The following is a 25993-nucleotide window of genomic DNA, read 5'->3' as shown; positions in this document are numbered from 1 at the left end:
CTCACTCCTTGATGGCGCCGCCCAGGCCGGAGACCAGGCGTCGCTGTACGAGTACGAAGAAGACGAGCACCGGGACGGTCATCACAGTGGAGGCCGCCATGATCCCGCCCCAGTCGTTCTCGTCCGGCTTGAAGAAGACCAGCAGCGCCATCGGCAGCGTCGACTGCGAGGTGTCGCTGATGATGAAGGACTTGGCGAACAGGAAGTCGTTCCATGTCGAGATGAACGAGAACACGCTCGTCGCCACGAGGCCGGGAAAGACGAGCGGGAAGAGGATCTGCCACAGAAACCGGGTCCGGCTGGCGCCGTCGATGTACGCCGCCTCCTCAAGTGCCTCAGGGACCGCCTTCACGAAGCCCCGCAGCATCCAGATCGCGAACGGCAACGAGAAGGCGATGTGCGGCAGGATCAGCGAGCCGAGGGTGTTCAGCTGCCCGAAGTCCCGCATCAGGAAGAACAGCGGGATCGTCAGCGCCTCGACCGGCACCATCTGTGCGACGAGAAACATGATCAGCAGGGTCGTGCGGAACCGGAAACGGAACCGGGTGACCGCCGTCGCCGCCAGGAAGGCGATCAGCGCGGAGGCGAGGACGACCACGCCCGCGACGAACAGACTGTTGAGGAAATACCGGCCGAATTCCTGCTGTTCGAAGACGCGGCGGAAGGAGTCGAGCGAGGGGGAAAGCGTCCAGGGACGCGCCTTCGTCGACTGGATCTCGCCCGCCGGTTTGAACGCGGAGAGCGCCATCCAGTACAGCGGGAAAGCGACGACGACCGCGATGACGAGCGCGGATGCCTCGGCAGCGAGGCGCCAGGGGTGCCTGGGGCGGTGCATGCGGACCATGGGGCGCACAGGGCGCACGGGGCGGTGAATGCGGGGCAGGCTCACAGCTCTTCTCCCTGGCGTCGCAGCAGGCGCAGATATACGAGGGTGACGGCGAGCAGAATCAGCAGCATCACGACGCCGATGGCCGAGCCCAGGCTGTACTGGGACGAGGCGAAAGCCTTCTGATAGGCGTACACATTGAGCACGAGATTCTGTCCGGCGATGCCGCCGCCGTTCGTCATCACATAAATCTGGGTGAAGACCTTGAAGTCCCAGATGATCGACTGGATGGTCACAACGACGAGAATGGGACGCAGCATCGGTGCCGTGACGGAGCGCCAGATCCGCCACTGCGAGGCGCCGTCGAGGGAGGCGGCCTCCAGGACTTCGGAGGGGATCGCCTTGATGCCCGCGTAGACGGTGACCATCACGAACGGGAACGAGCACCAGACGACTTCGAGGAGCACGAGCGCGAAGGCGCTGTAGCGCCCGTACGTCCAGGAGAAGTCGCCGAGGCCGAGGAGCCGGTTGACCGGTCCGTAGTCCGGGTCGAAGAGGAAGACCCAGACGGTGGACCCGGTGATGGCGGGGGTCGCCCAGGCGCCGAGGGCGGCGAGCATGAGGGCGAGGCGGGGGACGGCGCGGACGCGCGTGAGCAGGACGGCGAGGGCGCAGCCGACGGCGAGCGTGGCGAGGACGCAGCCGGCGGCGAAGGCGAGCGTGGCGAGCAGGACCTGCCAGAACTGGCTGTCGGCGAAGAGGGTGCGGTAGTTGCCGAGCCCCTGGAAGGTGGTGGGCTCGCCGCCGCTGACCTGGGCCTGGGTGTACTCGAGGAAGGAGATCAGGCCGAGCTGGTAGATGGGGTAGACGAGGAGCGCGCCGAGGACGACGAGCGAGGGCGCGAGGTAGAGCCACGGGGTCCAGCCCCCGCGCTCCCGCCGCGGGGTGAGCGTCCTGGCGGACTTGGGCCGGCGGGCCGATGCCGCTCCGGCTGCCCGGCGCGTCCCCGAGCCGCGGGTGGCGCCCGCCGCCGCAGCTACCCCGCGGCAGGGGCCGGGTCCGTCCGGGGCACCCGACCCAGCCACCTCGCCGCCCTGCGCCGGGATCCCCCCACCCGGGCCGCCCGTGACGCCGACCGACCCAGCGCCGTCGGCCGAGGCGTCGATCCCGCCGACATGCACACCCGCCGCGCCGCGCGAGCCGGGTCCATCCGGGGCACCCGGCCCAACCGCATCGCCACCCTGCGCCGGGATCCCCGCACCTGGGCCGCCCGGGCCGCCCGTCGCACCGGCGGACGCAGCCGCGCCAGTTGGCGCGTCCCCCTCGCCGACAGGCCAACCAGCCCGGTCGTACAGGCCCTCGCCGCCGGGCGCCGGGATCCCCACGCCCAGGCCGACCGGGCCGCCCGTCGCACCGGCGGACGCAGCCGCGCCAGTTGGTGCACCCGCCTCGCCGACAGGCGAACCCGCCCGTTTCCGCTCTGCGTTCGCGTCGTTCGTCATCGCGTTCAGCCCGCGGCAGCGAACGCCGCGTCCATCTTCTTTGCCGCGTCGTCCGACGCCCGCGCCACGTCCTTCCTGCCGCTCACGATCTCCTGGAACATCGTCGGCAGCACCAGCGACGCGTCGATCTGGCCCCAGCCCGGCGAGGCCGGCACGAACTTCGTGCCCGCACCCAGCGTCCGTACAAACGGCTCGACGAAGGGCTCCTTGGTCGCCACCTCCCCGCGCACGTCCGTGTACGTCGGCAGGAAGCCCATCGCCTCGAACAGCTTGCGCTGCGTCTCCTTGCCCGCGAGCTGCTTCATCAGGTCCACCGCCAGCGTGCGGTGCGAACTGCTCTTCAGGACGCCGATGTTGTTGCCGCCCGCGAACGCCGGCGCGATCGAGCCCGCCTGCCTGCCCGGCAGCGGCACGACCGCGTACTTGCCCTTCACCGCGCCCGCCTCCACCGCCTGGTGGCTGAAGTCGCCGCCGACCGCCATCGCCGCCTTGCCGGACGCGAACGCCGTCACCGTCGCGTTGCCGCCCATCGAGGCGCACTTCGCGGCCGGGCAGTTGTCGTCGCCGAAGAGCGAGGTGTACGCCGTGATGCCCTTCCGCGCGGCCGGGCTGTTGATCGCCGCCCTGTACGCACCGCCGCTCTCCTCGGCGAGCTCGCCGCCCTGCGCCCAGATGAACGGCATCGCGCCGTACGTGTACGCGCCGCCGACCGCGAGCCCGTACAGCTCCGGCTTCGCCTTGTGGATCTTCCTGGCGGTGGCGATCAGCTCGTCCTGGCTCTTGGGGGGCGCGATCTCCAACTCCTTGAAGACATCGCTGCGGTAGTACAGCGCCCGTACGCCGACGAACAGCGGCGCGCCGTAGATCCTGCCGCCGACCGTGACCGAGGTCCGCGCCGTCGGGTCGGTGTCCTTCGCCTCGGCCCAGGCGGCGAACTCCGCGCTGACGTCGGCGAGTCCGCCGTCCTTCACGTATCCCGCCGTGTCGGTGTTGCCGTACTCGATCAGGTCCGGCGCGCTCTTCGGGTCGTTGAACGCGGCCTTGACGCGCTGAGCCCGCGTCTCGACCGGTATGTACTCGACCTCGACCTTCGCGTCCTTGTGCGCCGCGCGAAAGGCCGCGACGGCGTCGCCGACGACCTTCTCCTTGGGCTTGTTGTTGACCTCCTGGAAGAGCCAGACGCGCAAGGTGCCGCTCTTGTCGTCCTTCTGGGCGCTGTTGTCGGAGGTCTGGGGTGCGCAGGCGGTGCCGGTGAGACCTGCGAGCACAAGTGCCGCGGCCGGGGCGGCGATTCGGGCGATCAGCTTCATGCGTGCTCCCCTACGAGTAGGCGTTGCACAGAATGCAACGCACGTTTCGTGCTGCACAACACGCAGGAGGCTAAAGCCACGGCCGACAACGGGACAAGAGGTCTCGACCACTCTGTGACCGGCAGAAGCACCCCGTGCAACGGGGAAGGAACGCGAACGGCCCCCGGGACGCGCGTGCATGCGCGTCCCGGGGGCCGTCCCCTGCGGCAGGACTGCCGCTGTCAGACCTGTCGGACTACTTCTTGTCCTTGCCGCCCTTGTCCTTGTCGCCACCAGGGCCCATGGACTCGTAGATCTCCTTGCACATCGGGCAGACCGGGTACTTCTTGGGGTCGCGCCCCGGCACCCAGACCTTCCCGCACAGTGCCACCACGGGAGTGCCCTCGAGGGCACTCGCCATGATCTTGTCCTTCTGGACGTAATGGGCGAAGCGCTCGTGGTCGCCGTCGCCGTGCGACACCTGCGGCGTCGGCTCTACGAGGGTCCCCGCGCCTGTCCCGCGCTCGGGCTCAAGAGTGCTCATAACCGCCAAGGGTACTGAACGCCGCAGCGCTCAGTTCAGCGACGGGTCGTCCGGATAGGTGGCGAACATCGCGAGTTCGCTGCGCTGCCTGCGCAGCACGGCCCGCCACAGGCTCTCCGGCCTGGGCGAGGACACGTCACCCGGCTCCGATTCGACGACGTACCAGGCGCCGTCGTTCAGCTCGTCCTCCAGCTGGCCGGGGCCCCATCCGGCGTACCCCGCGAAGATCCGCAGGGATCCGAGCGCCGCGCCGAGCAGCTCCGGCGGCGCCTCGAGATCGACCAGGCCGATCGCGCCGTACACCCGCCGCCAGCCTAGCGGGCCCTCGTCGCCCGGTATCACGGCGACACCGAGAGCCGAGTCGAGGGAGACCGGGCCGCCCTGGAAAACCACCCCCGGCTCACCGGCGAGCGCGGCCCATCCCTCCAGGATGTCGCCGACCACGACAGGGGTCGGCCGGTTGAGAACCACGCCGAGCGAGCCCTCGTCGTCGTGGTCGAGCAGCAGGACCACCGCCCTGTCGAAGTTGGGATCGGCGAGGGCGGGGGTGGCGACGAGCAGCCGCCCTGTGAGCGAGGACACCTCGGTCATGCGAGACATGATCCCGCATCTTCGCCCTCCGCGGGGAGCGGGCGGCACAGTGTGAGCCCACGCAGCTCAGGGCGCGACACGGGCTCCTGCCGCCCCGAGCCCGAGCGGTGACGCTGCGCAAGGCTGGGTGAACCGAGCGTGTTGTGCCCAATTCATTACGCTCCCGGAGCGTCCTTGGCCTTACGGGACAGGGGTGGACGCCCCTTACCCTTTTCACTTGGCCCCTGTCCGACCACTCCGGAACGCGAGATTCATGACCGGCACCGACGATGTACTGCTTGTCCACGGCGGCACCCCGCTGGAGGGCGAGATCCGCGTCCGCGGCGCGAAGAACCTCGTGCCCAAGGCTATGGTCGCCGCCCTGCTCGGCAGCGAGCCGAGCCGACTGCGTAATGTGCCCGACATCCGCGACGTGCGCGTCGTGCGCGGACTGCTGCAGCTGCACGGTGTGACGGTGCGCCCCGGCGACGAGCCGGGTGAGCTGGTACTCGACCCCTCGCACGTCGAGAGCGCGAACGTCGCCGACATCGATGCCCACGCGGGCTCTTCGCGTATCCCGATCCTCTTCTGCGGTCCGCTGCTGCACCGGCTCGGACATGCGTTCATTCCGGGCCTGGGCGGTTGTGACATCGGCGGCCGGCCCATCGACTTCCACTTCGAGGTGCTGCGCCAGTTCGGCGCGACGATCGAGAAGCGGGCGGACGGACAGTACCTGGAGGCCCCGCAGCGGCTGCGCGGCACCAAGATCCGGCTGCCGTACCCCTCGGTCGGCTCGACCGAGCAGGTGCTGCTGACGGCCGTACTGGCCGAGGGCGTCACGGAGCTGTCGAACGCGGCCGTCGAGCCCGAGATCGAGGACCTCATCTGCGTACTGCAGAAGATGGGCGCGATCATCTCGATGGACACCGACCGGACGATCCGGATCACCGGTGTCGACAAGCTCGGCGGCTACACCCACCGGGCGATCCCGGACCGCCTGGAGGCGGCCTCCTGGGCGTCGGCGGCGCTGGCGACCGAGGGCAACATCTATGTGCGCGGGGCCCAGCAGCGCTCGATGATGACGTTCCTGAACACCTACCGGAAGGTGGGTGGCGCGTTCGAGATCGACGACGAGGGCATCCGCTTCTGGCACCCGGGCGGCGCGCTGAAGGCGATCGCCCTGGAGACGGACGTGCACCCCGGTTTCCAGACCGACTGGCAGCAGCCGCTGGTCGTGGCCCTGACGCAGGCGGCCGGCCTGTCCATCGTCCACGAGACGGTGTACGAGTCGAGGCTCGGCTTCACCTCCGCGCTCAACCAGATGGGTGCGCACATCCAGCTGTACCGCGAGTGCCTGGGCGGCTCGGACTGCCGCTTCGGCCAGCGCAACTTCCTGCACTCGGCGGTCGTGTCGGGCCCCACGAAGCTCCAGGGCGCGGATCTGGTCATCCCGGACCTGCGCGGCGGCTTCTCGTACCTGATCGCGGCGCTGGCGGCGCAGGGGACGTCGCGGGTGCACGGGATCGACCTGATCAACCGTGGCTACGAGAACTTCATGGAGAAGCTCGAGAAGCTCGGGGCGAAGGTGGAGCTTCCGGGCGGCAAGCTCGTCTGAGGCGGGGGGCGCGGGGGCGCCTGCGGCGGGCCTTGTCCCCGCCCCGCCCCTTCCCGAACTGGGGGCAAGCCCCCAGACCCCGTATGCGACCTTCGGCCGCATGTCCTCAAACGCCGGACGGGCTGAATAATTCAGCCCCGCCGGCCTTTGAGGCGCAGGTCCGGGGCCGGAGCCCCGGCTCTTGGCCGGACGGCCCCGTACAGGCCCCTCAAGGCCCCTGCAAAGCGAAAGGCGGCCACCCCAGCCGGGGTGGCCGCCTTTGCTGTTGCCTCGGGGCTTTACTTGCCCTTGGCGGCTTCCTTGAGCTTGGAGCCCGCGGAGACCTTCACGCTGTAACCGGCCGGGATCTGGATCGGGTCGCCGGTCTGCGGGTTACGAGCGGTCCGAGCGGCACGGTGGGTGCGCTCGAAGGTCAGGAAGCCGGGGATGGTGACCTTCTCGTCGCCCTTGGCGACGACCTCGCCGACCGTCTCGGCGAGAGCGGCCAGAACGGCGTCGGCGTCCTTGCGGGTCACCTCGGCGCGGTCGGCCAGCGCGGCCACCAGCTCACTGCGGTTCATGTTGTTACTCCCGTGTTCTTCTTGCCTGTGAGGCGTGAGATCGAAGCCGATGCTGCCAGGGCCCTCGGACAGTCCCCGGACCCGGGTCTGCTGTCAGACCCTCGCGCCCGATTACGCATCCTGCCCCCACCAGCGGCGGGAAAGCCAATCCGGCACCCTCCGGAGTCACACGAAAAGCGCCACTGCCTCGTCGTGGTGACGTTCCGTCGACTCGGTGGAGACTCGTTGTGGAGACTCCGCGGAGCCTCGGGGCTCATGGTCCGCCACCCTAGAGCGGCAGCCACGGCCCCGCGACTCGCGACGCGCCGTGTGTCAGCCCGACGTGGGGCCTGTCACAGAGGCGCCGACCGCCTTGGCGGCGTTGCGGACGGCGCCCGCGACCGCTCCGGCGACCTTCTCGTTGAAGACCGACGGAATGATGTAGTTCGGGTTGAGCTCGTCCTCGGTGACAGTCTCCGCGAGGGCGGCCGCCGCCGCGAGCATCATCTCCGTGTTGACGGTACGCGACTGGGCGTCGAGCAGGCCACGGAAGACACCCGGGAAGACGAGCACGTTGTTGATCTGGTTCGGGAAGTCGGAACGGCCGGTGGCGACAACTGCGGCCGTCTGCCGTGCGATTGCCGGGTCGACTTCGGGGTCCGGGTTCGCGAGCGCGAACACGATCGCGCCGTCGGCCATCGCCGCGACGTCCTGCGCGCCCAGTACGTTCGGGGCGGAGACACCGATGAAGACGTCCGCGCCCACGACCGCTTCCCTGAGGGTGCCCGTGACGCCCTCGGGGTTGGTGTTGTCGGCGATCCAGCGCAGCGGCGAGTCGGGGGCCGCGTCCACCAGGTCCTCGCGGCCCGCGTGCACCACGCCCTGGATATCGGCGACGACGGCGTGCTTGACACCCGCCGCGATCAGCAGTTTCAGGATGGCCGTACCGGCCGCGCCCGCTCCGGACATGACGACCCGTACGTCCCCGACGGCCTTGCCGACCACGCGCAGCGCATTGGTCAGCGCGGCGAGGACGACGATCGCCGTGCCGTGCTGGTCGTCGTGGAAGACCGGGATGTCGAGGGCCTCGCGCAGCCGTGCCTCGATCTCGAAGCAGCGGGGCGCGGAGATGTCTTCGAGGTTGATTCCGGCGAAACCTGGGGCGATCGCCTTGACGATCGCGACGATTTCGTCGGTGTCCTGGGTGTCCAGGCACAGCGGCCAGGCGTCGATGCCGGCGAAGCGCTTGAACAGGGCCGCCTTGCCCTCCATGACCGGGAGCGCGGCCATGGGGCCGATGTTGCCGAGGCCGAGGACGGCGGAGCCGTCGGTGACCACGGCGACGGAGTTGCGCTTGATGGTGAGGCGGCGGGCGTCCTCGGGGTTCTCGGCGATCGCCATGCAGACCCTCGCCACACCCGGGGTGTAGATCATCGAGAGATCGTCACGGTTGCGGATGGGGTGCTTGGACTGCATCTCGATCTTGCCGCCGAGGTGCATCAGGAACGTACGGTCGGAGACCTTGCCGAGGACGACGCCCTCGATGGTGCGCAGTTCTTCGACGATCTCGTCGGCGTGCGCGGTGGAGGCCGCCGCGATCGTGACGTCGATCCGCAGCTTCTCGTGGCCGGAGGCGGTCACGTCCAGGCCGGTCACGGAGCCGCCGGAGGACTCCACGGCCGTGGTCAGCTGGGAGACCGCGGTTCCGCTCGCGGGCACCTCCAGCCGGACCGTCATCGAGTACGAGACGCTGGGCGCCGTTGCCATGACCGGGTTCCTCTGCTTTCGCTAGCTTCATTGCCATGCGGCCGCGGCTGCTGCCCGGCGACGCGTTCCGATGGTCGCACCTACCTGCGAGTAGCAGGTAATAGTGGTCATTTAGTTTTCGGAAACGAGATTCCACCATACGAGATGGGGCAGACTCCGCGGAAGCCGGGGTGGAACCAGGGCCCCAACGAAACAGGTCCGCGTCACCGAGGGGTGACGCGGACCTGTCTCCTGTACGAAGAAGTGGCACCGACCCGCCATGCTCGCCTCGCGGCAAGTGGTCGCTCTGAGCGACGAAGGTTGGGCCCGGGGGCTTGGATCGAGCCGGTGCCAGCACCAGGCTAACAAACGACCCCAGAACCTGATTCCCGCATCGCAGGTTGACTCTCCATCAGGCGCACGCGGGACCCCGATTCAGTCCCGCAGCAAGTCCGGCACACCGTCCGCGTCCGGCTCGTCGCGCCGGCCGGAGACCACCGTGAGCTGCTGGGTCGCCCGGGTCAGCGCCACGTACAGCACGCGCAGCCCGGCCGGGGACTCGTCCGCGATCTCCGCCGGGGAGACGACCACCGTCGCGTCGTACTCGAGACCCTTCGCCTCCAGGGAGCCGAGCGCGACCACCCGCTCGCCGAGCCCGGCGAGCCAACGTGCCGCCTGCTCGCGCCGGTTCATCGCGACCACGACGCCCACCGTGCCGTCGACCCGGTCGAGCAGCCGCTGCGCCTCGGCCCGTACGGCCTTGGCCAGATCGCCGTCCGGGACCACGGCGAAGCGCGGCCGCACGCCCGTGGAGCGGACCGCGGACGGGGACTGCATGCCGGGCATCGCCAGCGCCAGCACCTTGGCCGCCAGCTCGGCGATCTCGGCCGGGTTGCGGTAGTTCACGGTGAGCTGGAAGCGGCGGCGCGGGCGGGTGCCGAGGGCCTCGTCGCGGGCCTCGGCCGCCTCGTCCGGGGACGACCAGGAGGACTGCGCCGGGTCGCCGACGACCGTCCAGGTGGCGTGCCGGCCGCGGCGGCCGACCATGCGCCACTGCATCGGGGTCAGGTCCTGCGCCTCGTCGACGATGACATGCGCGTACTCGGTACGTTCCTGCGCCAGGCGCTCGGCCCGTTCGCGCTGCGTCTCCTCGCGCTGCGGCATCAGCTCCTCGAGACCGGTGAGCTGGTCCAGCGGATCGAGCTCGCGCCTGCGCTTGGGGCGGGCCGGGGTGCCGAGCAGCGTCTGCAACTCGTCCAGCAGCGCCACGTCGTGTACGGAGAGAGCGTCGCGCCTGAGAGAACGGGCGAGGCGGCGCACCTCTCCCGGGTTGAGGATCCGGCGTGACCAGCGCCCCAGCCGTCTCTCGTCGGCCATGGCGGTGAGCACGCCGCGCGGGGTGAGCTCGGGCCACCAGGCGTCCAGGAAGCCGATGAACGCGTCCTCGGAGGCGACGTCCTCGTCGAAGGAGGAGCGCAGCTCTGCGGCGAGCTCGGGGTCGGTGTGCCGCGTTCCGTTGCCGGACTTGGCGTACAGGGCGTCCAGCAGCAGCCTGCGGGCGCGCGGGCGCAGCAGATTGACGGGCGCGGTGCCGCCCAGGACGTTGTGGCGGATGCGCTGGAGCTCGTCGGCCTCCAGCTCCAGCCGTCGTCCGAAGGCGACCACACGCAGCCGTGTGGGCGTCCCCGCGGGCCCCTGCGTCCCCCTCTCGGGCTCCTCGCCGAAGGCGAGCTGCGCCGAGGGCGCGGGCGGCGGCATCTCCAGCGCGCCCCGCGCGGCCTTGCGCAGCACCTTCAGCATCCGCGAGGAGCCCTTGACGCGGGCCACGGCCGGATCGTCGTACGCCGTCGCCTCAGCGCCGTCGACCAGATTGCCGACGGCCCGGATCGCGACCTGTCCCTCCTCGCCCAGCGAGGGCAGCACGCCCTCGGTGTACGCGACCAGCAGCGGGGTGGGCGAGACGATCAGGATGCCGCCCGCGTAGCGCCTGCGGTCCTGGTAGAGCAGGTATGCCGCCCGGTGCAGGGCCACCGCGGTCTTGCCGGTGCCCGGCCCGCCCTCCACATACGTGACGGACGCGGCGGGGGCCCGGATCACCAGGTCCTGCTCCGCCTGGATGGAGGCGACGATGTCGCGCATGGTGTGGCTGCGGGCCTGTCCCAGCGCCGCCATCAGCGCGCCGTCCCCGATGACCGGGAGCTCGGCCCCGTCCAGCGTGGCGCTGAGCTCCGGGCGCATCAGGTCGTCCTCGACGCCGAGGACCCTGCGGCCCTTGGAGCGGATGACCCTGCGGCGTACCACCCGGCCCGGATCGACCGGTGTCGAGCGGTAGAACGGGGCGGCGGCCGGGGCGCGCCAGTCGATGACCAGCGGCGCGTAGTCGGAGTCGAGAACCCCGATACGGCCGATGTGCAGGGTCTCCCCGATGTCGGCCGTGCTGTCCGCGCGTACGGCGTCGTCGGCGGGCTCGATCGAGGTGTACGCCCCGTCCGGGCCCTTCTGGCCGTCCTTGCCCCGCAGCAGATCGATGCGGCCGAAGAGGAAGTCCTCGAATTCGTTGTTCAGCCGGTTGAGGTGAATACCGGCCCGGAACACCTGGGCGTCCCGCTCCGCGAGCGCGCCCGGCGTACCGACCTGGCCGCGCTTGGCGGCGTCGTGCATCAGGAACTCCGCCTCGTGGATCTTCTCCTCGAGGCGGCGGTACACCCGATCCAGATGTTCCTGTTCGACGCCGATCTCACGGTCTCGCACCGTGTCGACGGCGGATTCGACCATGGAATCAACAGCGGCATCCTGCGCGGCCACCGAGGCCCCCTTCTGACGTGCACTGGGCAGCCGTCAACCGTACGCGAAGGGGGCGAATCTGTCAGGCGTCAACTTTCACGCGTCAACCTCCACGAGCCGCTTTCCGTCGAAGGTGCGGACCTCGAAGTGATCGATCTCGTTCCGGTCCATCGCGGCTCCGCCGTGGACGTAGAGCGGGTTCTTTGCCGTCTTGACCGGGCTGTCGGCGATGCCGTAACCCCACTTCGGAACGGCCCAGGAGGTCACGACCTCCTCCTCGCCGGTCTTGGAGACGGCGATCAGACTGCACTTCTGCGGACCCGTGACGTTCTTCAGTTCGAGAACGGTGTGGGTGCCCCAGGCCTTCTTCTCCAGGCCGACGGTCGCGCTGACCTTGGTCGTCGCGTCGGTGGCCTTGACCTTCTCTTCCATGTGGTTGAAGAAGGCGTCCTCGGCGGGACTGGTGGGGTGCGGATCGCTGGTCGCCTGGTTCGTGCCGGTGTCGTTGGCCGTGACCACGACCGCGACGGCGGGACCGCCGATGATCAGGGCCGCGGCGGCCGCGACCAGATACATCCCGCGCCTGCGCTTGGCCTCCCGCTTGGCGGCGACCTCGTCGAGCAGGCCGCCGAGCAGCTGCGGGCTGGGAGCCGTGGGCACGACGGGGACCGCACGCGGCGGTGGGACGTCCAACCAGCTCGGCTCGGACTGCCTGCCGCGCATGTTCAGCACATTCGACTGCTGCGGTGGTGCCGGGGCCTCCGCCAGCATGGCCAGCATCGGCTCCATCCCGGAGAACTCTTCGAGGTGGGCGGCGCAGATGTCACAGCCCGCCAGGTGCATCTCGAACGCGGAGGCGTCCGCGTCGTCGAGAATGCCGAGCACATACGCGCCGACGGCGTCGTGAACGGATTCCTGCTCGTACATGGTCATGCCGTGACCCCCCTCTCCTCCAGAGCGAGCTTCATGGAACGCAGTGCGTAGAACACCCGCGAACGCACCGTCCCACTGGGTATGCCGAGCGTCTCGGCCGCCTCATTGACCGTTCGCCCCTTGAAATACGTCTCGACAAGAACTTCCCTGTGGGCGGGCGTCAAATCATCGAGTGCATCTGAGAGCGTCATCAGCCACAACGCCTTGTCGATCTCGTCCTCCGCGGGCATGACCTCCAGCGGCGACGGATCGACCTCCTGCGGCCGGGCCTGCCGGCTGCGGTGACCGTCGATGACGATGCGGCGTGCGACCGTCACCAGCCAGGGTCGGACAGAGCCGGTCGCTCGGTTGAGCTGACCGGCGTTCTTCCAGGCACGGATGAGCGTCTCCTGCACCACGTCCTCGGCTCGCTGGCGATCGCCGGCGACGAGACGGAGTACATAGGCGAGCAGAGGTCCCGCATGTTCGCGATAGAGCGCACGCATCAGCTCCTCATCAGGTGCTGAGGAGTCGTTGCGTGGCTTCTCACTGCGATGCCGGGCCCTCTGCGGACGGTCATCGGCCACGGCGGCATCCTTGCGCACCTGAACCTCCCGGTCGAGACCCTGTTTTTTCGGCTGACTGCTTCTCCCCCTTCTCTACGGGGACCACGGGCGCATCACTCAACGTCCGCCGAAAAACTTTCAAGATCTTTTACAAGTGCGCCGCAGCGGTGCGCCGCCGGTGCCTGGCGACGCGTTCGCGGTTCCCGCACACCTCGCTGGAACACCAGCGGCGCCGCCGCCCGCGGGACGTGTCCAGGTATACGCGGCGGCAGTTGTCGCCCTCGCACTGCCGCAGCCGTGCCCTGGCCGCCGGGTCGGTCAGCAGGTCCACGGTGTCGCGGGCGATCGCCGCCAGCAGCGCCCCGCACTCGGGCGCGGCGCTCAGCGCCCGTACCAGGGAGCCGTCCCCGTCGGGTACGGCTCTGATGGCGGGCGGCGCTCCCGCCGCGAGGGCGTTGACGCGCTCCAGCGCGGACTCGGCGCGCCGGCCGTCGATCTGTGCCCGTATCAACTGGCCCACGCAGTCCCGCAGTTCGACGAAGCGCGCCACCCACCCGATGTCGAAGGCCGGGAGCGCCGTCCCCGCGGGCACCAGGCCCGCCCCCACCAGCCAGCGGCCGAGCCGACCGGCCTGGGCCAGCGCCTCGCGCCCTTCGGCGGCCGATTCCGCGGTCGCCATCAGATCCAGGCAGATCCGCCCGGAGTCGAACCTCCAGTCGTAGGAGGCTGCACCCGTCGCGCCTGCCGTCATGCGCCTGTCACCGCCTAGGGGTCACTGCCGGGTCTCCCCTCCAGAGTGCCCGTCCGAACGTGCGGCCGGAACCCCTCCTCCCCGGGAGGCTAGGGGGTGTCTTTCGGATCTTGCCGGGCTCGCGTGCCCTGGCACGCACTCCCCCGTAGCCCTTCGGGCACGGGAGGTGCCCCCACGCCGCGTTGCGTCAGTCGCCGACGCTCCGCGTCGGCTCCTTCCTCCGCCTTGCGATCGCACGCACCAGACCCCGCTCACTGATCCGGCCTGATCCAAAAGACACCCCCTAACTGATCGTTTCAGAATGAACTGCTGCGTGGATCTTGGAAGTTGGGTGTTGTGCCGACATGATCTGTTGGGTGTCCGCTGATCTTGTGCCTGATGACCTGTGGGAACGTGTGGCCCCGTTGTTGCCTGCTCGTCCGCCCAGGCGGCACCGGTATCCCGGGCGGTTGCCCGCAGATGACCGGGCTGCCCTGCGTGGCATCGTCTACGTGTTGTGCAAGAGCGTGAGCTGGCGGGACGTTCCGGCGGAACAGGTCGGCTGCAGCGGTGTGACGGCCTGGCGGCGTCTGCGGGACTGGACCGAAGCCGGCGTCTGGCCGCAACTGCATGAGGTGCTGCTGGCGGAGCTGCGGGCCGCGGGTCTGCTGGACATGGACGACGCTGCGATCGACGGCTCGCACGTCCGGGCGCTCAAAGGGGGGCTCACACCGGACCTTCGCCGGTCGACCGGGCTCGGCCCGGCAGCAAGCACCACTTGATAGTCGACCGGCATGGCACCCCGCTGGTCGTCTCGCTGACCAGCGGGAATCGTCACGATGTCACTCAGCTGATGCCCCTGCTGGACGCGATGCCCCGCATCCGCGGGGTTCGAGGTCGGCCACGTCACCGACCAGGCCAGCTGTTCGCAGACCGCGGCTACGACTACGACAAGTACCGTCGTCTTGTCCGGGCCCGCGGCATCACACCGAAGTTCGCCCGGAAAGGCACCGCGCACGGCTCCGGACTGGGGAAGACCCGCTGGGTTGTCGAGCGGACCTTCGCCTGGCTCCACCAGTTCAAGCGACTCCGGATCCGCTACGAGATACGCGCCGACCTCCACCTCGGACTGCTCCAACTCGCCTGCAGCATCATCTGCTTGAGACGACTCCGAACCTCATTCTGAAACGATCAGTAAGCCGCACCCCACGCGTCAGTCGCGCGCGACGTCCGGTGCGACGTCCTCGTAGCGCTCGGCGGGCGCGGAGCTGCGGGCGCTCGGCGCGGCAGCGGGCTTGCCGCAGAAGGCCGCGTCCAGCGTCCTGGCCATCACGCCGAGCACATCCCCGTTGTTGGAGGTGTTGGCCAGCGCGGTGATGCTGCGGCTGCCGTCCTTGGAGGTGAAGGAGTACGTGTAGTAGCCCTGGACGGTGCCGGTGTGCCCGTACACGGAGACACCGCAGGACAGATCGCGGCGGCGCAGTCCGAGGCCGTAGCCCTGGGTGCTGTTGACCGGCACCCACTGCCGCATCTGTGTCAGCAGAGGGGCCGGGAGCAGACTGCCCTTCAGCAGCGCGGAGAAGAAGGTGTTCAGATCACGGGTGCTGGAGATCATCGCGCCCGCGCTCTGGGCCCAGGAGACGGTCTGCCGGGTGGAGTCGACGAGCGGTGCTCCCGCCTCGTCGGGCCGGAGATAGCCCTTGGTGTGACGGCCCGGGAGGGCGGTGTCGGGGTGAACGTAGAAGGTGTCGCGCAGCTTCAGCGGCTCGATGATGCGATGGCGGTACTCGGTGCGCACCGAGTGTCCGATGAGCTTCTCGATGAGCTGTCCGACGACGACGAAGTTGGTGTTGGAGTAGTCGTAGGCGGTGCCGGGTTGAACCGTCAGGGGCTTGGCGAGGGAGAGGTCGACCAGCTCCTGGAACGTGAAGACCTTGTTGCGTACGGATTCGAAGCCCGGGACCGTCTTGTCGAACATGTCGTTGGTGTAGTCGTACAAACCGCTGCGGTGGCTGAGCAGATGACGCACCGTGATGCGGTTGTCGGGCAGCAGGCCCGGCAGATAGGTGTTGACCGAGGTGTCGAGGTCGAGCCTTCCCTCGCCGACGAGTTGCAGCAGGACCACCGAGGAGAAGCTCTTGGTGACGCTGCCGATGCGGAAGCGGTCCTCGGTGCCGATGGCCCGTCCGGTGGCCCGGTCGGCGACACCCTCGCTCGCCTTGTACACCGTGCCGTTGTCGTCGATCCTCGCCATCGCGCCGGGAGCGCCCTTGCCCAGCGCGTCGCGCAACACCGCTCTCAGGCCCGCGAGATCGGGAGCCGGGTCGGTGGTCGCCGCTAATTGCGGCGCGGAGGGCGGCTGCGCGGACGCGGCCTGCGCGGGGACTGCCAGCAGAGACAGCAGGACGGCGCCGACAGCCGTACCTCTGCTCACCATGCCTGAGACCATCTGGTTTGTTCTCCATTCCGGTGCGAGCCGCGCCGCGGATGCGGACGCCGGCACAGTCTGTACGCACCGGACCCCCCGTCAGGTTGCAACGACCGGACCTACGTCGAAGTCATGAAGAACAGGCAGCCCACCGCCGCACGCGTCAGGCGTCCGCGTACTTGGTGTCGGCGGCCGGGTCCAGGGCTAGCCGGTAGCCCCGCTTGACGACGGTCTGGATGATTTTGGGCGCACCGAGCGCCGTACGCAGCCGGGCCATGGCCGTCTCGACGGCGTGCTCGTCCCGCCCGGCGCCCGGCAGGACGCCCAGCAGGTCGGAGCGGGAGACGACCCAGCCGGGGCGCCGGGACAGGGCACGCAGCAGGGCCATTCCGGCCGGCGGCACGGGCCGCAGGTCCTCGTCGACCAGGACGGCGTGACCACGGATCTCGACGCGGCGGCCCGCGACCGGGAGCGTACGGGCCCGGGAGGGCAGCTCCAGGCCTATCAGCTGTACGAGCGGGCCGAGCCGGAATCGTTCGGGCTGCACCGTGGCGACGCCGTGGGCCTGCAGCGGCAGCGCGGTGACCGGCCCCACGCAGGCGGCCAGCACATCGTGGTCCAGGGCGTGCAGCAGCTCGGGGAGCAGTCCCCGGGTCTCGGCGCGGGAGAGCAGCGAGGCTGCGGCGGGGGCGCTGGTGAAGGCGAGGGCGTCCAGGGCACGTGCGACGGTCGCGTCCAGGAGCCGGTCGACGGGCCCGAGGTCCTCCGGCGCCATCCACCGGTAGACGGGCACGACGACGACATCGGCTCCCCCGGCCCGTAGCGACTCGACGAATCCGGGCAGCGGCTCGCCGTGCAGCTGGAGCGCGATCCGGCGGCCCGCGACCCCCTCGGCGAGCAGCCGGTCGAGGACCTCGGCCATGGACTCGGAGGCCGGGGACCACTCCTCGGTGAGCCCGGCGGCACGGATCGCCCCCTTGACCTTCGGCCCGCGGGCGAGCAGCTCGACCCCGCGCAGCCGTTCCAGGAGCTTTTCGCCGTGCCCCCAGCCGTCAGCGGCCTCCACCCAGCCGCGGAATCCGATGGCGGTGGTGGCGACCACCACGTCGGGCGCGTGGTCGATCAGTTCCTGGGTGGCTGCGAGGAGTTCGGCGTCGTCGGCGAGCGGGACGATGCGCAGGGCGGGGGCGTGCAGGACGCTTGCCCCGCGACGGCGAAGGAGCGCACCGAGTTCGTCGGCGCGCCGTGCGGCGGTGACGCCGACGGTGAAGCCGGCGAGCGGCCCGTGCTGATGGTCTTGCATATGGCGTCCCCAGACGTGGTTCCCCAGACGTGCGGATGGGACGACCGAGCCTGCCAACGGTGCGTGACAGGCTCGGTGCGCCCGGATTTCGCGGGTGTTACACCTCTGCGTAGCTGAGCTGCGGCTTCGCCTCCGCGACGGGCTGCGCGGCGACGGCGGGCCGGCGAACGTATACCGCCCAGGTCACGGTGAAACAGGCCGCGTAGAAGAGGAGGAAGGCGACGAAGGCGGAGGTGCCGGTGCCCGCAGTCAGGAAGGACTGGCGGAAGGCGAGGTTGATGCCGAGCCCGCCGAGTGCGCCCACCGCGCCGATGAGCCCCATGGAGGCACCGGAGAGCCTGCGCCCGTAGGCGGCGGCCGCCTCGCCGGACATGCCCTTCGCGACCGCCTTCGCCTGGAAGATGCCCGGGATCATCTTGTACGTGGAGCCGTTGCCAACCCCGGTCAGCACGAAGAGTGCGATGAAGGCGGTGGTGAACAGGGGCAGCGACTTCTCGACGGAGGCGGCGACGACGGCCCCGGTGGCCAGGCCCATGCCGAGGAAGTTCCACAGGGTGATGCGTGCGCCGCCGTAGCGGTCGGCGAGCCAGCCGCCCACGGGGCGGATCAGCGAGCCGAGGAGCGGGCCGATGAAGGTGATGGACGCGGCCTGCAGCGGCGTACGCCCGAACTGTGTCTGCAGCACCAGACCGAAGGCGAAGCTGTAGCCGATGAAGGATCCGAAGGTGCCGATGTAGAGGAAGGACATGATCCACGTGTGCGGGTCCTTGACGGCTTCCTTCGAAGCGCCGGTGTCGTTCTTGACCGGGGCGAGGTTGTCCATGAAGAGCGCGGCACAGATCGCGGAGACGGCGATGAACGGGATGTAGATCCCGAGCAGCATGCGCGGTCCGCCGGACGCCCCGATGACGGCGAGCCCGACCAGCTGTACGACGGGCACTCCGATGTTGCCTCCGCCCGCGTTCAGTCCGAGCGCCCAGCCCTTCTTCCGCAGCGGGAAGAAGGAGTTGATGTTGGTCATGGAGGAGGCGAAGTTGCCGCCGCCGACGCCGGTGAGCATCGCGACCAGCATGAAGGTCGTGTACGAGGTCCCCGGCTCCATCACCACGAAGGCGGCGACCGTCGGCAGGAGCAGCATCGACGCGGCGACGATGGTCCAGTTACGGCCGCCGAAGCGGGCGACGGCGAAGGTGTACGGGACCCGGATGAAGGCCCCCACCAACGTGGCCATGGCCACCAGGAAGAACTTCCCGGCCGGGTCGATTCCGTACTCCGGTCCCATGAACAGGACCATGACGGACCACAGGGTCCAGATCGAGAACCCGATGTGTTCGGAGAGAATCGAGAAAGCCAGATTGCGCCTGGCGATCCGCTCGCCCTTCGCCTCCCAGAACGACTCGTCCTCGGGGTCCCACTGTTCGATCCACCGGCCAGCCATCACGTGCCTCCACGGTCCTCGGGGTGTGAAGGGGACGTTATGGATGGCTCGTTTCGGTCCCGGTGGCGCGAGGTGACCGGGGCGAAACCTTGCTCTCACCCGGCCCTCAGCGCCGGTGTGAGCCGCTCTCCGTCTGCCGCGCCTTCCTGCTGCCGTTGGGCCACAGCCGCGGACGGCGCTTGGCCGCCAGGTCCTCGATCCAGCCGACGGCCACGATCATCAGCCCGATCAGCGGCCAGACCACGAGGAACATCAGGATCGTGTACGTCGCCTCCAGGGTGCTGCCCAGGTGCGCGTCCACGAAGGGGATCTCCCACAGCAGGTCCAGCACGGGGATCGTGGCCATGATCAGGGTGTTGTGCCAGAGGTAGATCGTCACCGCGCGGTTGTTGGACAGCGTGACGTACTTGTCGAAGCGGGCGAGCTTTCCGGGCAGCTCCTGCCAGGACGGGGAGTACTGCAGCAGGATCACCACGAAGCCCAGCGACCAGGTGGCCTGGGCCAGCGGGATGTCGTTGAGGTCCCAGCCGTCCACGGTCTGGTGGCCCGATGCCCACCACAGGCCGAAGGCCATCAGCAGCGTGGAGCAGGACATCACGGCATAGCGGGGAATCTGTTTCAGCAGGCCCTCGTGGTGGGCGAAGCCGAGCACCCAGCAGGAGCCGAAGACCGCGAAGTCGGAAACGGCATTGCCGGTCTCGCCGGGGATCTTCACCAGGCCGGTGCCGACGATCGCGGTGAGGCCGAGCGGCGCGAGGAGCGTCACCCAGGGCAGCCGGCGAAAGGCCCAGAGCAGCAGCGGCGAGGCGATGACGAACCAGAGGTAGGCGCGCAGATACCAGAGCGGACCCACCGCCTGGACGGCCCAGGTGTCCTCCAGCAGACCGGCCTTGTCACCGATGCTCCAGGGGAATTCGGGGGCGCCGAGCGGGACGACGTAGCAGAACAGCCTGACGAACCACCACAGCCCCTCCTCCTTGACGGGCTTCCAGCCGGCCACGAAGAGCATGACGAGCATGACGGCGCTGAACGCCCACAGCGGAGGGAGCAGCCTGCGGATACGGCCGCGGATCACCCCGAGCGCGGGCCGCGACAGCGAACGCGCCATCAGCGAGCCCGCGAGCGCGAACATCACGCCCATGGAGGGGAACAGGATCGTCAGCCAGGCCCAGCCGAATATGTGGTAGACGACGACACGGACCAGGGCGACGGAGCGCAGCAGGTCGAGATAGCGGTCGCGGCCCGGCCCGGCGGCAGGCGCGGCGGGCCCCAGGTCCGGCGCCGCGGCGGCGGTGGAAGTGTGGCTCACGCGACCGGCCTCCGGTCCTCATCACTGCGCCGCTGGCTGGGTATGACGCCCGGCGCCTCGACCACTCCCGTACGCCGCAGCTTCTGCCAGCGCAGCCGGCCGCCGGTCAGTGCGGTGATCCAGGACTGCAGCAGTACGACGTACATCAACTGCCGGTACAAGAGCTGCTGGAGCGGCAGCGAGATCAGAGGGAGCATGCGCTCGCGATCCAGCCGGAACGCGTACGCGGCGCACACGGCCTGGACGGCGAGGACGCCCAGCCAGGCGGCGACCGTCTTCTGGGTGGGGCCGAAGACCAGCCCGTACAGCAGGAAGACGTCGATCAGCGGGGCCAGCAGCGGGGCGAGCACCATGAACAGCGAGACCAGCGGCAGGCCCACGCGGCCGAAGCGGCCCGAGGGGCCGCGCTCCACGAGGGCGCCCCGGTGCTTCCAGATGGCCTGCATCGTGCCGTACGACCAGCGGTAGCGCTGCGACCACAGCTGCTGCACGGTCTCGGGGGCCTCGGTCCAGGCGCGGGCCCGCTCGGCGTAGACGACGCGCCAGCCGTCGCGGTGGATGGCCATGGTGATGTCGGTGTCCTCGGCGAGGGTGTCCTCGCTCATGCCGCCGACACGGTCCAGGGCCTGGCGGCGGAAGGCGCCGACTGCGCCGGGGATGGTGGGCATACAGCCCAGCAGGTCGTACATGCGGCGGTCGAGGTTGAAGCCCATGACGTACTCGATGTGCTGCCAGGCACCGATCAGGCTGTCCCGGTTGCCGACCTTGGCATTGCCCGCGACCGCGCCGACGCTCGGGTCGCCGAAGGGCTGGACCAGCTCGCGCACGGTGGACGGCTCGAAGACGGTGTCGCCGTCCATCATCACGACGATGTCGTAGCGGGCGTTCCGGATGCCTCTGTTGAGGGCCGCGGGCTTTCCGGAGTTGGGCTGGCGTACGACGCGGACGCGCGGCAGCCGCAGCGCCTCGACGATGCCCGCCGTACCGTCCGTGGAGCCGTCGTCGATGACGATGACCTCGATGGGGTGGTCGCTCGCCGTCAGCGAGCGGACCGTGTTGGCTATGCATTCGCGTTCGTTGTACGCGGGGACCAGCACGGACACCGGGCGGGTGACCGCCGGGCCCCAGCTGAAGCCGCGCCTGCGCACCTTGCGGGCGTGTGCGAAGGAGAGGATCAGCATCAGCCCGAAGCGCGCGATGACGAGCACGCCGATCACGGCCAGACCGACGACCAGGACCTCGGTGGTGTTCTCCGAGAAGGCGACCGCGGAGACGAAGGCCTTGCCCTTCCACAGCTCGGGGCCGGTGACCTTGGTGTGGGCGCTGGGCGCGTCGAGCGCCTCGGTGAGGTTGGTGAAGCGGTAGCCCCGCTCCTTCATCTGCGGCAGGAAGCGGCCGAGCGCCGCGACGGTCTGCGAGCGGTCGCCTCCGGAGTCGTGCATCAGCACGATCGAGCCGCTGGTGCCCTTGGGGGTGGCCCGCTTGATGATCGCGTCGGCGCCGGGGCGCTTCCAGTCCTCGGAGTCGGTGTTGTTGAGGACGGTGATGTAGCCGCGGCTGCCGATGTACTGGGTGACGGGCCAGGACTTGTTGTCCAGGGCGTCGGAGAAGGAGGAGTACGGCGGGCGGAACAGCGAGGTGTGGATGCCGGCCGCGCCCGCGAGCGCCAGCTGGTTCTGCGAGAGCTCCCAGGCGATGCGGTCGGTGGACTGGTAGGACAGGTCGGGGTGGTTGAAGGTGTGCAGCCCGACCTCGTGGCCCTCGCGGACCATCCGTTCCACCAGCTCGGGGTGGCGCGAGGACATGGTGCCGGTGACGAAGAAGACGGCGTGCGCGTCGTACTGCTTCAGCTGGTCCAGGACCTTCGGCGTCCAGACGGGATCCGGACCGTCGTCGAAGGTCAGCACCAGCCTGCGGTCGGGGATGGTCATCGCCTTGGGCGCCGTCTTGTCGCGCGCGTCGATGACCGGTCCGCCGCGCAGGATCTTCTCGGGGACCTGGTCGGTCGGGGCGGGCGGCCGTACGCGGTGGTCGGCCAGGATCTCGCTGTGCACATAACCGCGCAGCATCAGCATCGCGAGCAGGGCGACCAGGATGAGGACGGGCAGCAGATAGCGCATGGGCATTCTGCGCCGTGCGACGCGCCGGGCCCGGCGCCGCCGGCCCCTGCTGTCGGGGAGTGTCATTTAGAGCGCGCCTTCTTGCACGGGTGGATCGGTGGGATTCGTCGACGGTCCCGGATCGGACGGGGTGGGCACCGGGGGACTCGCGTCCGGGCCGGGCCCGGGGGAGCTTCCGCCGCCGCCCGGCGTGGCGGACGCGGATGCCCCGCCCGGAGCGGGCACTGGCTGGCCCGAGGGCTGGGGAACCGCGGTACCGGAGGTGCCGGGGCCCGGTCCGGCCGGGAGCCCGCCGGCGGCGCCGCTCGACGCGGAGCCGGAAGGCTGGGGCAGTACGGCGCCGGTGGAGTCGGTGGGAGCCGGCCCGCCGGGTACGCCGCCGGGCGGGACCTGCGCGGATGTGCTGTCGCTGGGGGCGGGCTGTATCTCGACCTTGTCGGTCTGCTCCTTGTCGCCCTGGCCGAACCCGGGCAGCAGGGGCGCGGCGGAGTTGCCGCCGACGAGGGCGACGACGAGCGTCACGGCGTAGCAGGCGCAGGCAATGGCCAGGACCCAGCCGAGTCGGCGGAACTTCTTGCTGCGGCGGCCGCTCTCGTCGACGAAGACCGGCCCGTCCGAGGCGTCTTGGACGGCAGAACCGGCAGTCCCGGCCGGCAGATCCCCCAGTATTCGGCCAATGCCGTCCAGCTGGATCGTTACCTCGTTCGGCTCATGCGTATGACCGATACGGGCATCTTCTTGCCAATTCTCCACTGCTGTACGCACATCCCCCACTGGCTGAAATCGAGCGTGCGCACGACTGCCCGGACACTGCCGGACTGGATCCCCACCCAATCCGCGCACCCTCTACCACACTCACCCGGACCCAGAATGTAGCGCACGCCGGTGGCATCTCGTGCTCTTGTGTCAGTTGTTGTCACTCATCAGCGACATATCACCTTCAGGCAACCATGCGTTGGCATCCCGTTCCAGCCAGCCCTCTTGCCCGGCCAGATCGGCGGCTGCCGCCCGCAGCGCGTCCACCCCGGGGTGACCGATTCCTTTTCGCCACACCATCGAGACCGGCGACAGCGGTACAGGGTCGACGATCGGGCGCAGCACGATGCCGGGCACAACCGGAAAATCCACCACCGCCAGCACCGGGGTACGCGTCTTCGCCATCACCCGCCGGAACTCCTCGAAGCCGATCGCCACAGGCGCGGGCGGCGCGATCGTGATCCCGCGCCCGGCGAAGAGCCGCCGCGCCAGATCCGTCCACTCCAGGGTCGCCGGATTGCCCGCACCGGCATATACGGTCTCGCCGGCGAGCGCGTTCAACGGGATCCGCTCCCGCTCGGCGAGCGGGTGGTCATGCGGCAGCAGGACGGCCATCGGCTCGTACCGCACGGGCTGATGGGACAGCAGCGCCCGCACGGAGGGTTCCAGTCCGGCAAGGCGCCCGAAGGAGACGTCGAGCCGCCCGGCGACGATCTCGGCGGCGGCGCCGGTGAGACCGCTCTGGAAGCGGGCCATCAGCTCACAGTCCGGGGCGAGTTCCCGGGCCCGGGCCAGCACCCGGCCCGATGCCATGCCCTCGGTGTTGAGGTCGACGAGCAGCGGCCGCGAGGCTCCCGACGCGGCCGCAAGCAGCTCGTCCTGCGCCTCGAGCACCCCGCGCGCGTACGGCAGCAGCCGCTCGCCGTCGCCGGTGAGCGTCACCTGGCGGGTGGTCCGTACGAAGAGCTCGGCACCCAACTCCCGCTCCAGTCGCCGTATGTCACGGCTGAGGGCCTGCTGGGCGACATACAGCCGGGCGGCGGCACGAGTGAAGTGCAGCTCGTCGGCGACGGCGACGAAGGCACGCAGGAGGCGGGGGTCCAGGTCTCGGGGCACGCGGTCGAATTTACATCGGGGGTGTGTCAATGGGGCCTGAGCAGGTGTTGGACGCTGCGAGCGCCTCGCGGCGAGGGTTGCTCCATGCCGCATCCAGTCGACTCCGCGCGCCATCCAGCCCCTCCGGCGATCGAGGACCGGGGTCCGGGGCGCAGCCCCGGACCCTACCGACGGCTCTTCGCGCCGCACGGCGCGCTCGCCTTCACCGCCGGCAATCTCCTGGCCCGGCTCCCCATGGGCATGTTCAGCATCAGCGCCGTCATCATGATCGCCGCAGCCCGTGGCTCGTACGCCCTCGCGGGAGCCGTCACCGCGACCGGCCTCGCCGCGACCGCGCTGGTCGCGCCGTGGACCGCGCGGCTCGTAGACCGGCACGGGCAGGCCCGGGTCGCGGTGCCCGCCACCGCGCTCGCCGTGCTCGGTTCGCTCGCCCTGCTGCTGTGCGTACGCCTCGACGCACCCGACTGGACCCTGTTCGCCGCGTACGCCGCGACCGCAACCACCCCCAACACGGGCGGCATGTCCCGCGCCCGCTGGGCCCATCTGCACCGCGGCGACCCGGCCGCACTGCACACCGCGAACTCCTTCGAGCAGGCCGCCGACGAGCTGTGCTTCATGCTCGGCCCGGTGCTCGCCGCGTTCCTGTGCTCCGCGCTGTTCCCCGAGGCGGGCACGTTGACGGGGGCGATCCTGCTGCTCACCGGCGTACTGGTCTTCGCCGCCCAGCGCGCCACCGAGCCGCCGGTCGCCGCCCACGCGGCGCGGACCCGCTCTCCGCTGCGTATGCCGGGTATGGCCCCGCTGCTCGCGGTCTTCCTCGCGACGGGCGCGGTCTTCGGCTCGATGGAGGTCGTCACGATCGCTTTCGCGGAAGGGCGGGGGCATGCGAGCGCAGCGGGTGCGGTGCTCGGGCTCCAGGCCGCGGGTTCGTGCGTGGCCGGCCTGGCGTACGGCAGGTTCCGCCCCGCCCGGCACCTTGGCCGCCGCCTTCTGATCTGCCTCGCCGCGATGACGGTCCTGATGGCGCTGCCCCTGCTGGCCGCCATCATGAGTTCGCTTTCGGCCGTTGCCGTGGCCCTTCTTGCGGCGGGCATGGCCACCGCCCCGACGATGGTCACGGGGATGACGGTGGTCCAACGCCTCACGCCCGAGAGCCAGTTGAACGAGGGCATGACCCTCGCGGTCACCGCTCTGCTCGGTGGCATAGCGGCCGGTTCGGCGGCGGGCGGATGGACGGTGGAGCACACGAGCACGGCGCAGGGATATCTGGTGCCCGTCGCGGCGGCGGCGACCGCGCTGCTGCTTGCCGCGGCGGGGCGGACCGAGCGGTACTGAGCCCCCTGCGGATCCCGCCGCGGACGGGGCGATACGCTGCACCGCCCCCGAAGCGGGGGCATATGTTCCGCTCAGTGGAGGGGCCCCATGGCCATCAAGAAGGCAACCATCCAGCAGCAGGTGGCTGCCGCCATCGCACAGGCCAACCCGGCCGACCGGCCGATCGTCACCATCCAGGCGATCGCAGGACCGAGTGTCTGGCTGATGAGCATGCTCGGTCTGATAGGCCAGGCGTTTCTGACGTACTACTTCATCACGGTGACCGAGCAGGCCGTGGTCATCCACAAGGCCGCTCGGATGAGCAACCGTCCGCAGGAGGTCGTCTTCGCGCTGACGCCTGCCGAGGTCACGGGAATGGTCGGTGAGATCCAGCGCAACACCCTCTGGAGCTCGTTCCGCTTCCAGCTGCCCGGCCGGCCGCAGCCGACCCGGATGAATGTGCACCGCATCTGGCGCGCAGAGATGGACCAGCTGCTCGGCATGGTGGCTCCCGGACACCAGCCGGTGGCCTGACCTGCCGCACAACACGACGAAGGCCCGGTCTGCCGTAGCAGCCGGGCCTTTG

General features: G+C 69.8%; 22 protein-coding genes. 4 read left to right on the top strand and 18 right to left on the bottom strand.

What is annotated here, in order from left to right; all coding sequences use genetic code 11:
- Position 1 precedes the first annotated feature (1 nt).
- The 5 genes from OHA61_RS24075 to OHA61_RS24055 form a co-directional block, all read right to left on the bottom strand.
- Positions 2 to 835 (bottom strand): carbohydrate ABC transporter permease, encoded by an 834-nt coding sequence (locus OHA61_RS24075; RefSeq protein ID WP_406304768.1) that lies wholly within the window; start codon positions 833 to 835, stop codon positions 2 to 4.
- 50 nt (positions 836 to 885) lie between these two features.
- Positions 886 to 1911, bottom strand: coding sequence for a carbohydrate ABC transporter permease (locus OHA61_RS24070; RefSeq protein WP_406307439.1), 1026 nt, complete (start codon positions 1909 to 1911; stop codon positions 886 to 888).
- Positions 1912 to 2333: 422 nt separating this feature from the next.
- Entirely contained in the window at positions 2334 to 3638 is a 1305-nt protein-coding gene (locus OHA61_RS24065; RefSeq protein ID WP_406304767.1) for an extracellular solute-binding protein, read from the bottom strand.
- A gap of 235 nt (positions 3639 to 3873) precedes the next feature.
- A complete protein-coding gene (locus OHA61_RS24060) occupies positions 3874 to 4161 on the bottom strand; it encodes a DUF3039 domain-containing protein (RefSeq protein ID WP_142217412.1) in 288 nt (95 codons plus the stop codon).
- 30 nt (positions 4162 to 4191) lie between these two features.
- On the bottom strand, positions 4192 to 4752 hold the full coding sequence (locus OHA61_RS24055) for a YqgE/AlgH family protein (protein WP_324974025.1): 561 nt from the start codon (positions 4750 to 4752) through the stop codon (positions 4192 to 4194).
- A 253-nt stretch (positions 4753 to 5005) separates the two neighbouring features.
- On the opposite strand from OHA61_RS24055, the gene murA reads away from it, so the two are divergent.
- Positions 5006 to 6346, top strand: coding sequence for a UDP-N-acetylglucosamine 1-carboxyvinyltransferase (gene murA, locus OHA61_RS24050; RefSeq protein WP_361911556.1), 1341 nt, complete (start codon positions 5006 to 5008; stop codon positions 6344 to 6346).
- Positions 6347 to 6624: 278 nt separating this feature from the next.
- Here the strand turns inward: murA and OHA61_RS24045 are convergent, their stop codons facing one another.
- From OHA61_RS24045 to OHA61_RS24020, 6 genes are all read right to left on the bottom strand, one after another.
- Entirely contained in the window at positions 6625 to 6906 is a 282-nt protein-coding gene (locus OHA61_RS24045; RefSeq protein ID WP_004571953.1) for an HU family DNA-binding protein, read from the bottom strand.
- Between the two features lie 312 nt (positions 6907 to 7218).
- A complete protein-coding gene (locus OHA61_RS24040; RefSeq protein ID WP_361906509.1) occupies positions 7219 to 8652 on the bottom strand; it encodes an NAD-dependent malic enzyme in 1434 nt (477 codons plus the stop codon).
- A 414-nt stretch (positions 8653 to 9066) separates the two neighbouring features.
- Entirely contained in the window at positions 9067 to 11406 is a 2340-nt protein-coding gene (locus OHA61_RS24035) for a HelD family protein (RefSeq protein ID WP_406307437.1), read from the bottom strand.
- A 105-nt stretch (positions 11407 to 11511) separates the two neighbouring features.
- Positions 11512 to 12348, bottom strand: a complete 837-nt coding sequence (locus tag OHA61_RS24030) for an anti-sigma factor family protein (RefSeq protein WP_406304766.1) — start codon at positions 12346 to 12348, stop codon at positions 11512 to 11514.
- Positions 12345 to 12932: a sigma-70 family RNA polymerase sigma factor gene (locus OHA61_RS24025; RefSeq protein ID WP_142217417.1), complete on the bottom strand. Its 588-nt coding sequence runs from the start codon at positions 12930 to 12932 to the stop codon at positions 12345 to 12347. The genes OHA61_RS24030 and OHA61_RS24025 overlap by 4 nt, the downstream gene beginning before the upstream one ends.
- 109 nt (positions 12933 to 13041) lie before the next feature.
- Complete coding sequence (locus OHA61_RS24020) at positions 13042 to 13644, bottom strand: CGNR zinc finger domain-containing protein (RefSeq protein WP_406304765.1); 603 nt, start codon at positions 13642 to 13644, stop codon at positions 13042 to 13044.
- A gap of 356 nt (positions 13645 to 14000) precedes the next feature.
- Here OHA61_RS24020 and OHA61_RS24015 point away from each other — a divergent pair.
- Positions 14001 to 14809 (top strand): IS5 family transposase gene (locus tag OHA61_RS24015; protein ID WP_406304764.1). Its coding sequence is split into 2 segments (ribosomal slippage): positions 14001 to 14340 and positions 14340 to 14809, totalling 810 coding nucleotides; the frame shifts between segments, so codons are not numbered across the junction.
- A gap of 27 nt (positions 14810 to 14836) precedes the next feature.
- Here the strand turns inward: OHA61_RS24015 and OHA61_RS24010 are convergent.
- From OHA61_RS24010 to OHA61_RS23980, 7 genes are all read right to left on the bottom strand, one after another.
- The gene (locus OHA61_RS24010; RefSeq protein ID WP_406304763.1) at positions 14837 to 16072 is read right to left on the bottom strand and encodes a serine hydrolase domain-containing protein; all 1236 of its coding nucleotides are present in this window, start codon (positions 16070 to 16072) and stop codon (positions 14837 to 14839) included.
- A gap of 142 nt (positions 16073 to 16214) precedes the next feature.
- The gene (locus OHA61_RS24005) at positions 16215 to 17354 is read right to left on the bottom strand and encodes a uroporphyrinogen-III synthase (RefSeq protein WP_266475962.1); all 1140 of its coding nucleotides are present in this window, start codon (positions 17352 to 17354) and stop codon (positions 16215 to 16217) included.
- A 97-nt stretch (positions 17355 to 17451) separates the two neighbouring features.
- Positions 17452 to 18792, bottom strand: a complete 1341-nt coding sequence (locus tag OHA61_RS24000; RefSeq protein WP_406304762.1) for a nitrate/nitrite transporter — start codon at positions 18790 to 18792, stop codon at positions 17452 to 17454.
- A 106-nt stretch (positions 18793 to 18898) separates the two neighbouring features.
- Positions 18899 to 20101, bottom strand: coding sequence for an acyltransferase (locus OHA61_RS23995; RefSeq protein WP_406304761.1), 1203 nt, complete (start codon positions 20099 to 20101; stop codon positions 18899 to 18901).
- Complete coding sequence (locus OHA61_RS23990; protein WP_406307436.1) at positions 20098 to 22221, bottom strand: glycosyltransferase; 2124 nt, start codon at positions 22219 to 22221, stop codon at positions 20098 to 20100. The genes OHA61_RS23995 and OHA61_RS23990 overlap by 4 nt, the downstream gene beginning before the upstream one ends.
- A 66-nt stretch (positions 22222 to 22287) precedes the next feature.
- Complete coding sequence (locus OHA61_RS23985) at positions 22288 to 22974, bottom strand: hypothetical protein (RefSeq protein ID WP_406304759.1); 687 nt, start codon at positions 22972 to 22974, stop codon at positions 22288 to 22290.
- Positions 22975 to 23127: 153 nt separating this feature from the next.
- Entirely contained in the window at positions 23128 to 24093 is a 966-nt protein-coding gene (locus tag OHA61_RS23980; protein ID WP_406304758.1) for a LysR family transcriptional regulator, read from the bottom strand.
- A gap of 84 nt (positions 24094 to 24177) precedes the next feature.
- Here OHA61_RS23980 and OHA61_RS23975 point away from each other — a divergent pair, with 84 nt between their 5' ends.
- Both OHA61_RS23975 and OHA61_RS23970 read left to right on the top strand, forming a co-directional pair.
- Entirely contained in the window at positions 24178 to 25428 is a 1251-nt protein-coding gene (locus OHA61_RS23975; protein ID WP_406304757.1) for an MFS transporter, read from the top strand.
- Positions 25429 to 25515: 87 nt separating this feature from the next.
- Positions 25516 to 25941 (top strand): hypothetical protein, encoded by a 426-nt coding sequence (locus tag OHA61_RS23970; protein ID WP_406304756.1) that lies wholly within the window; start codon positions 25516 to 25518, stop codon positions 25939 to 25941.
- Positions 25942 to 25993 lie beyond the last annotated feature (52 nt).

It is taken from the genome of Streptomyces sp. NBC_00885 (genome assembly GCF_045207475.1).
Classification (GTDB): Bacteria; Actinomycetota; Actinomycetes; order Streptomycetales; family Streptomycetaceae; genus Streptomyces.
This window is presented reverse-complemented; position numbering and strand designations above follow the sequence as displayed.

Coding starts and splice junctions, on each gene's coding strand:
- OHA61_RS24075 (WP_406304768.1), bottom strand. CDS start 835: ATGCACCGCCCCAGGCACCCCTGGCGCCTCGCTGCCGAGGCATCCGCG.
- OHA61_RS24065 (WP_406304767.1), bottom strand. CDS start 3,638: ATGAAGCTGATCGCCCGAATCGCCGCCCCGGCCGCGGCACTTGTGCTC.
- OHA61_RS24060 (WP_142217412.1), bottom strand. CDS start 4,161: ATGAGCACTCTTGAGCCCGAGCGCGGGACAGGCGCGGGGACCCTCGTA.
- OHA61_RS24055 (WP_324974025.1), bottom strand. CDS start 4,752: ATGACCGAGGTGTCCTCGCTCACAGGGCGGCTGCTCGTCGCCACCCCC.
- murA (WP_361911556.1), top strand. CDS start 5,006: ATGACCGGCACCGACGATGTACTGCTTGTCCACGGCGGCACCCCGCTG.
- OHA61_RS24045 (WP_004571953.1), bottom strand. CDS start 6,906: ATGAACCGCAGTGAGCTGGTGGCCGCGCTGGCCGACCGCGCCGAGGTG.
- OHA61_RS24040 (WP_361906509.1), bottom strand. CDS start 8,652: ATGGCAACGGCGCCCAGCGTCTCGTACTCGATGACGGTCCGGCTGGAG.
- OHA61_RS24035 (WP_406307437.1), bottom strand. CDS start 11,406: ATGGTCGAATCCGCCGTCGACACGGTGCGAGACCGTGAGATCGGCGTC.
- OHA61_RS24030 (WP_406304766.1), bottom strand. CDS start 12,348: ATGACCATGTACGAGCAGGAATCCGTTCACGACGCCGTCGGCGCGTAT.
- OHA61_RS24020 (WP_406304765.1), bottom strand. CDS start 13,644: ATGACGGCAGGCGCGACGGGTGCAGCCTCCTACGACTGGAGGTTCGAC.
- OHA61_RS24010 (WP_406304763.1), bottom strand. CDS start 16,072: ATGGTCTCAGGCATGGTGAGCAGAGGTACGGCTGTCGGCGCCGTCCTG.
- OHA61_RS24005 (WP_266475962.1), bottom strand. CDS start 17,354: ATGCAAGACCATCAGCACGGGCCGCTCGCCGGCTTCACCGTCGGCGTC.
- OHA61_RS24000 (WP_406304762.1), bottom strand. CDS start 18,792: ATGGCTGGCCGGTGGATCGAACAGTGGGACCCCGAGGACGAGTCGTTC.
- OHA61_RS23990 (WP_406307436.1), bottom strand. CDS start 22,221: ATGCGCTATCTGCTGCCCGTCCTCATCCTGGTCGCCCTGCTCGCGATG.
- OHA61_RS23975 (WP_406304757.1), top strand. CDS start 24,178: ATGCCGCATCCAGTCGACTCCGCGCGCCATCCAGCCCCTCCGGCGATC.
- OHA61_RS23970 (WP_406304756.1), top strand. CDS start 25,516: ATGGCCATCAAGAAGGCAACCATCCAGCAGCAGGTGGCTGCCGCCATC.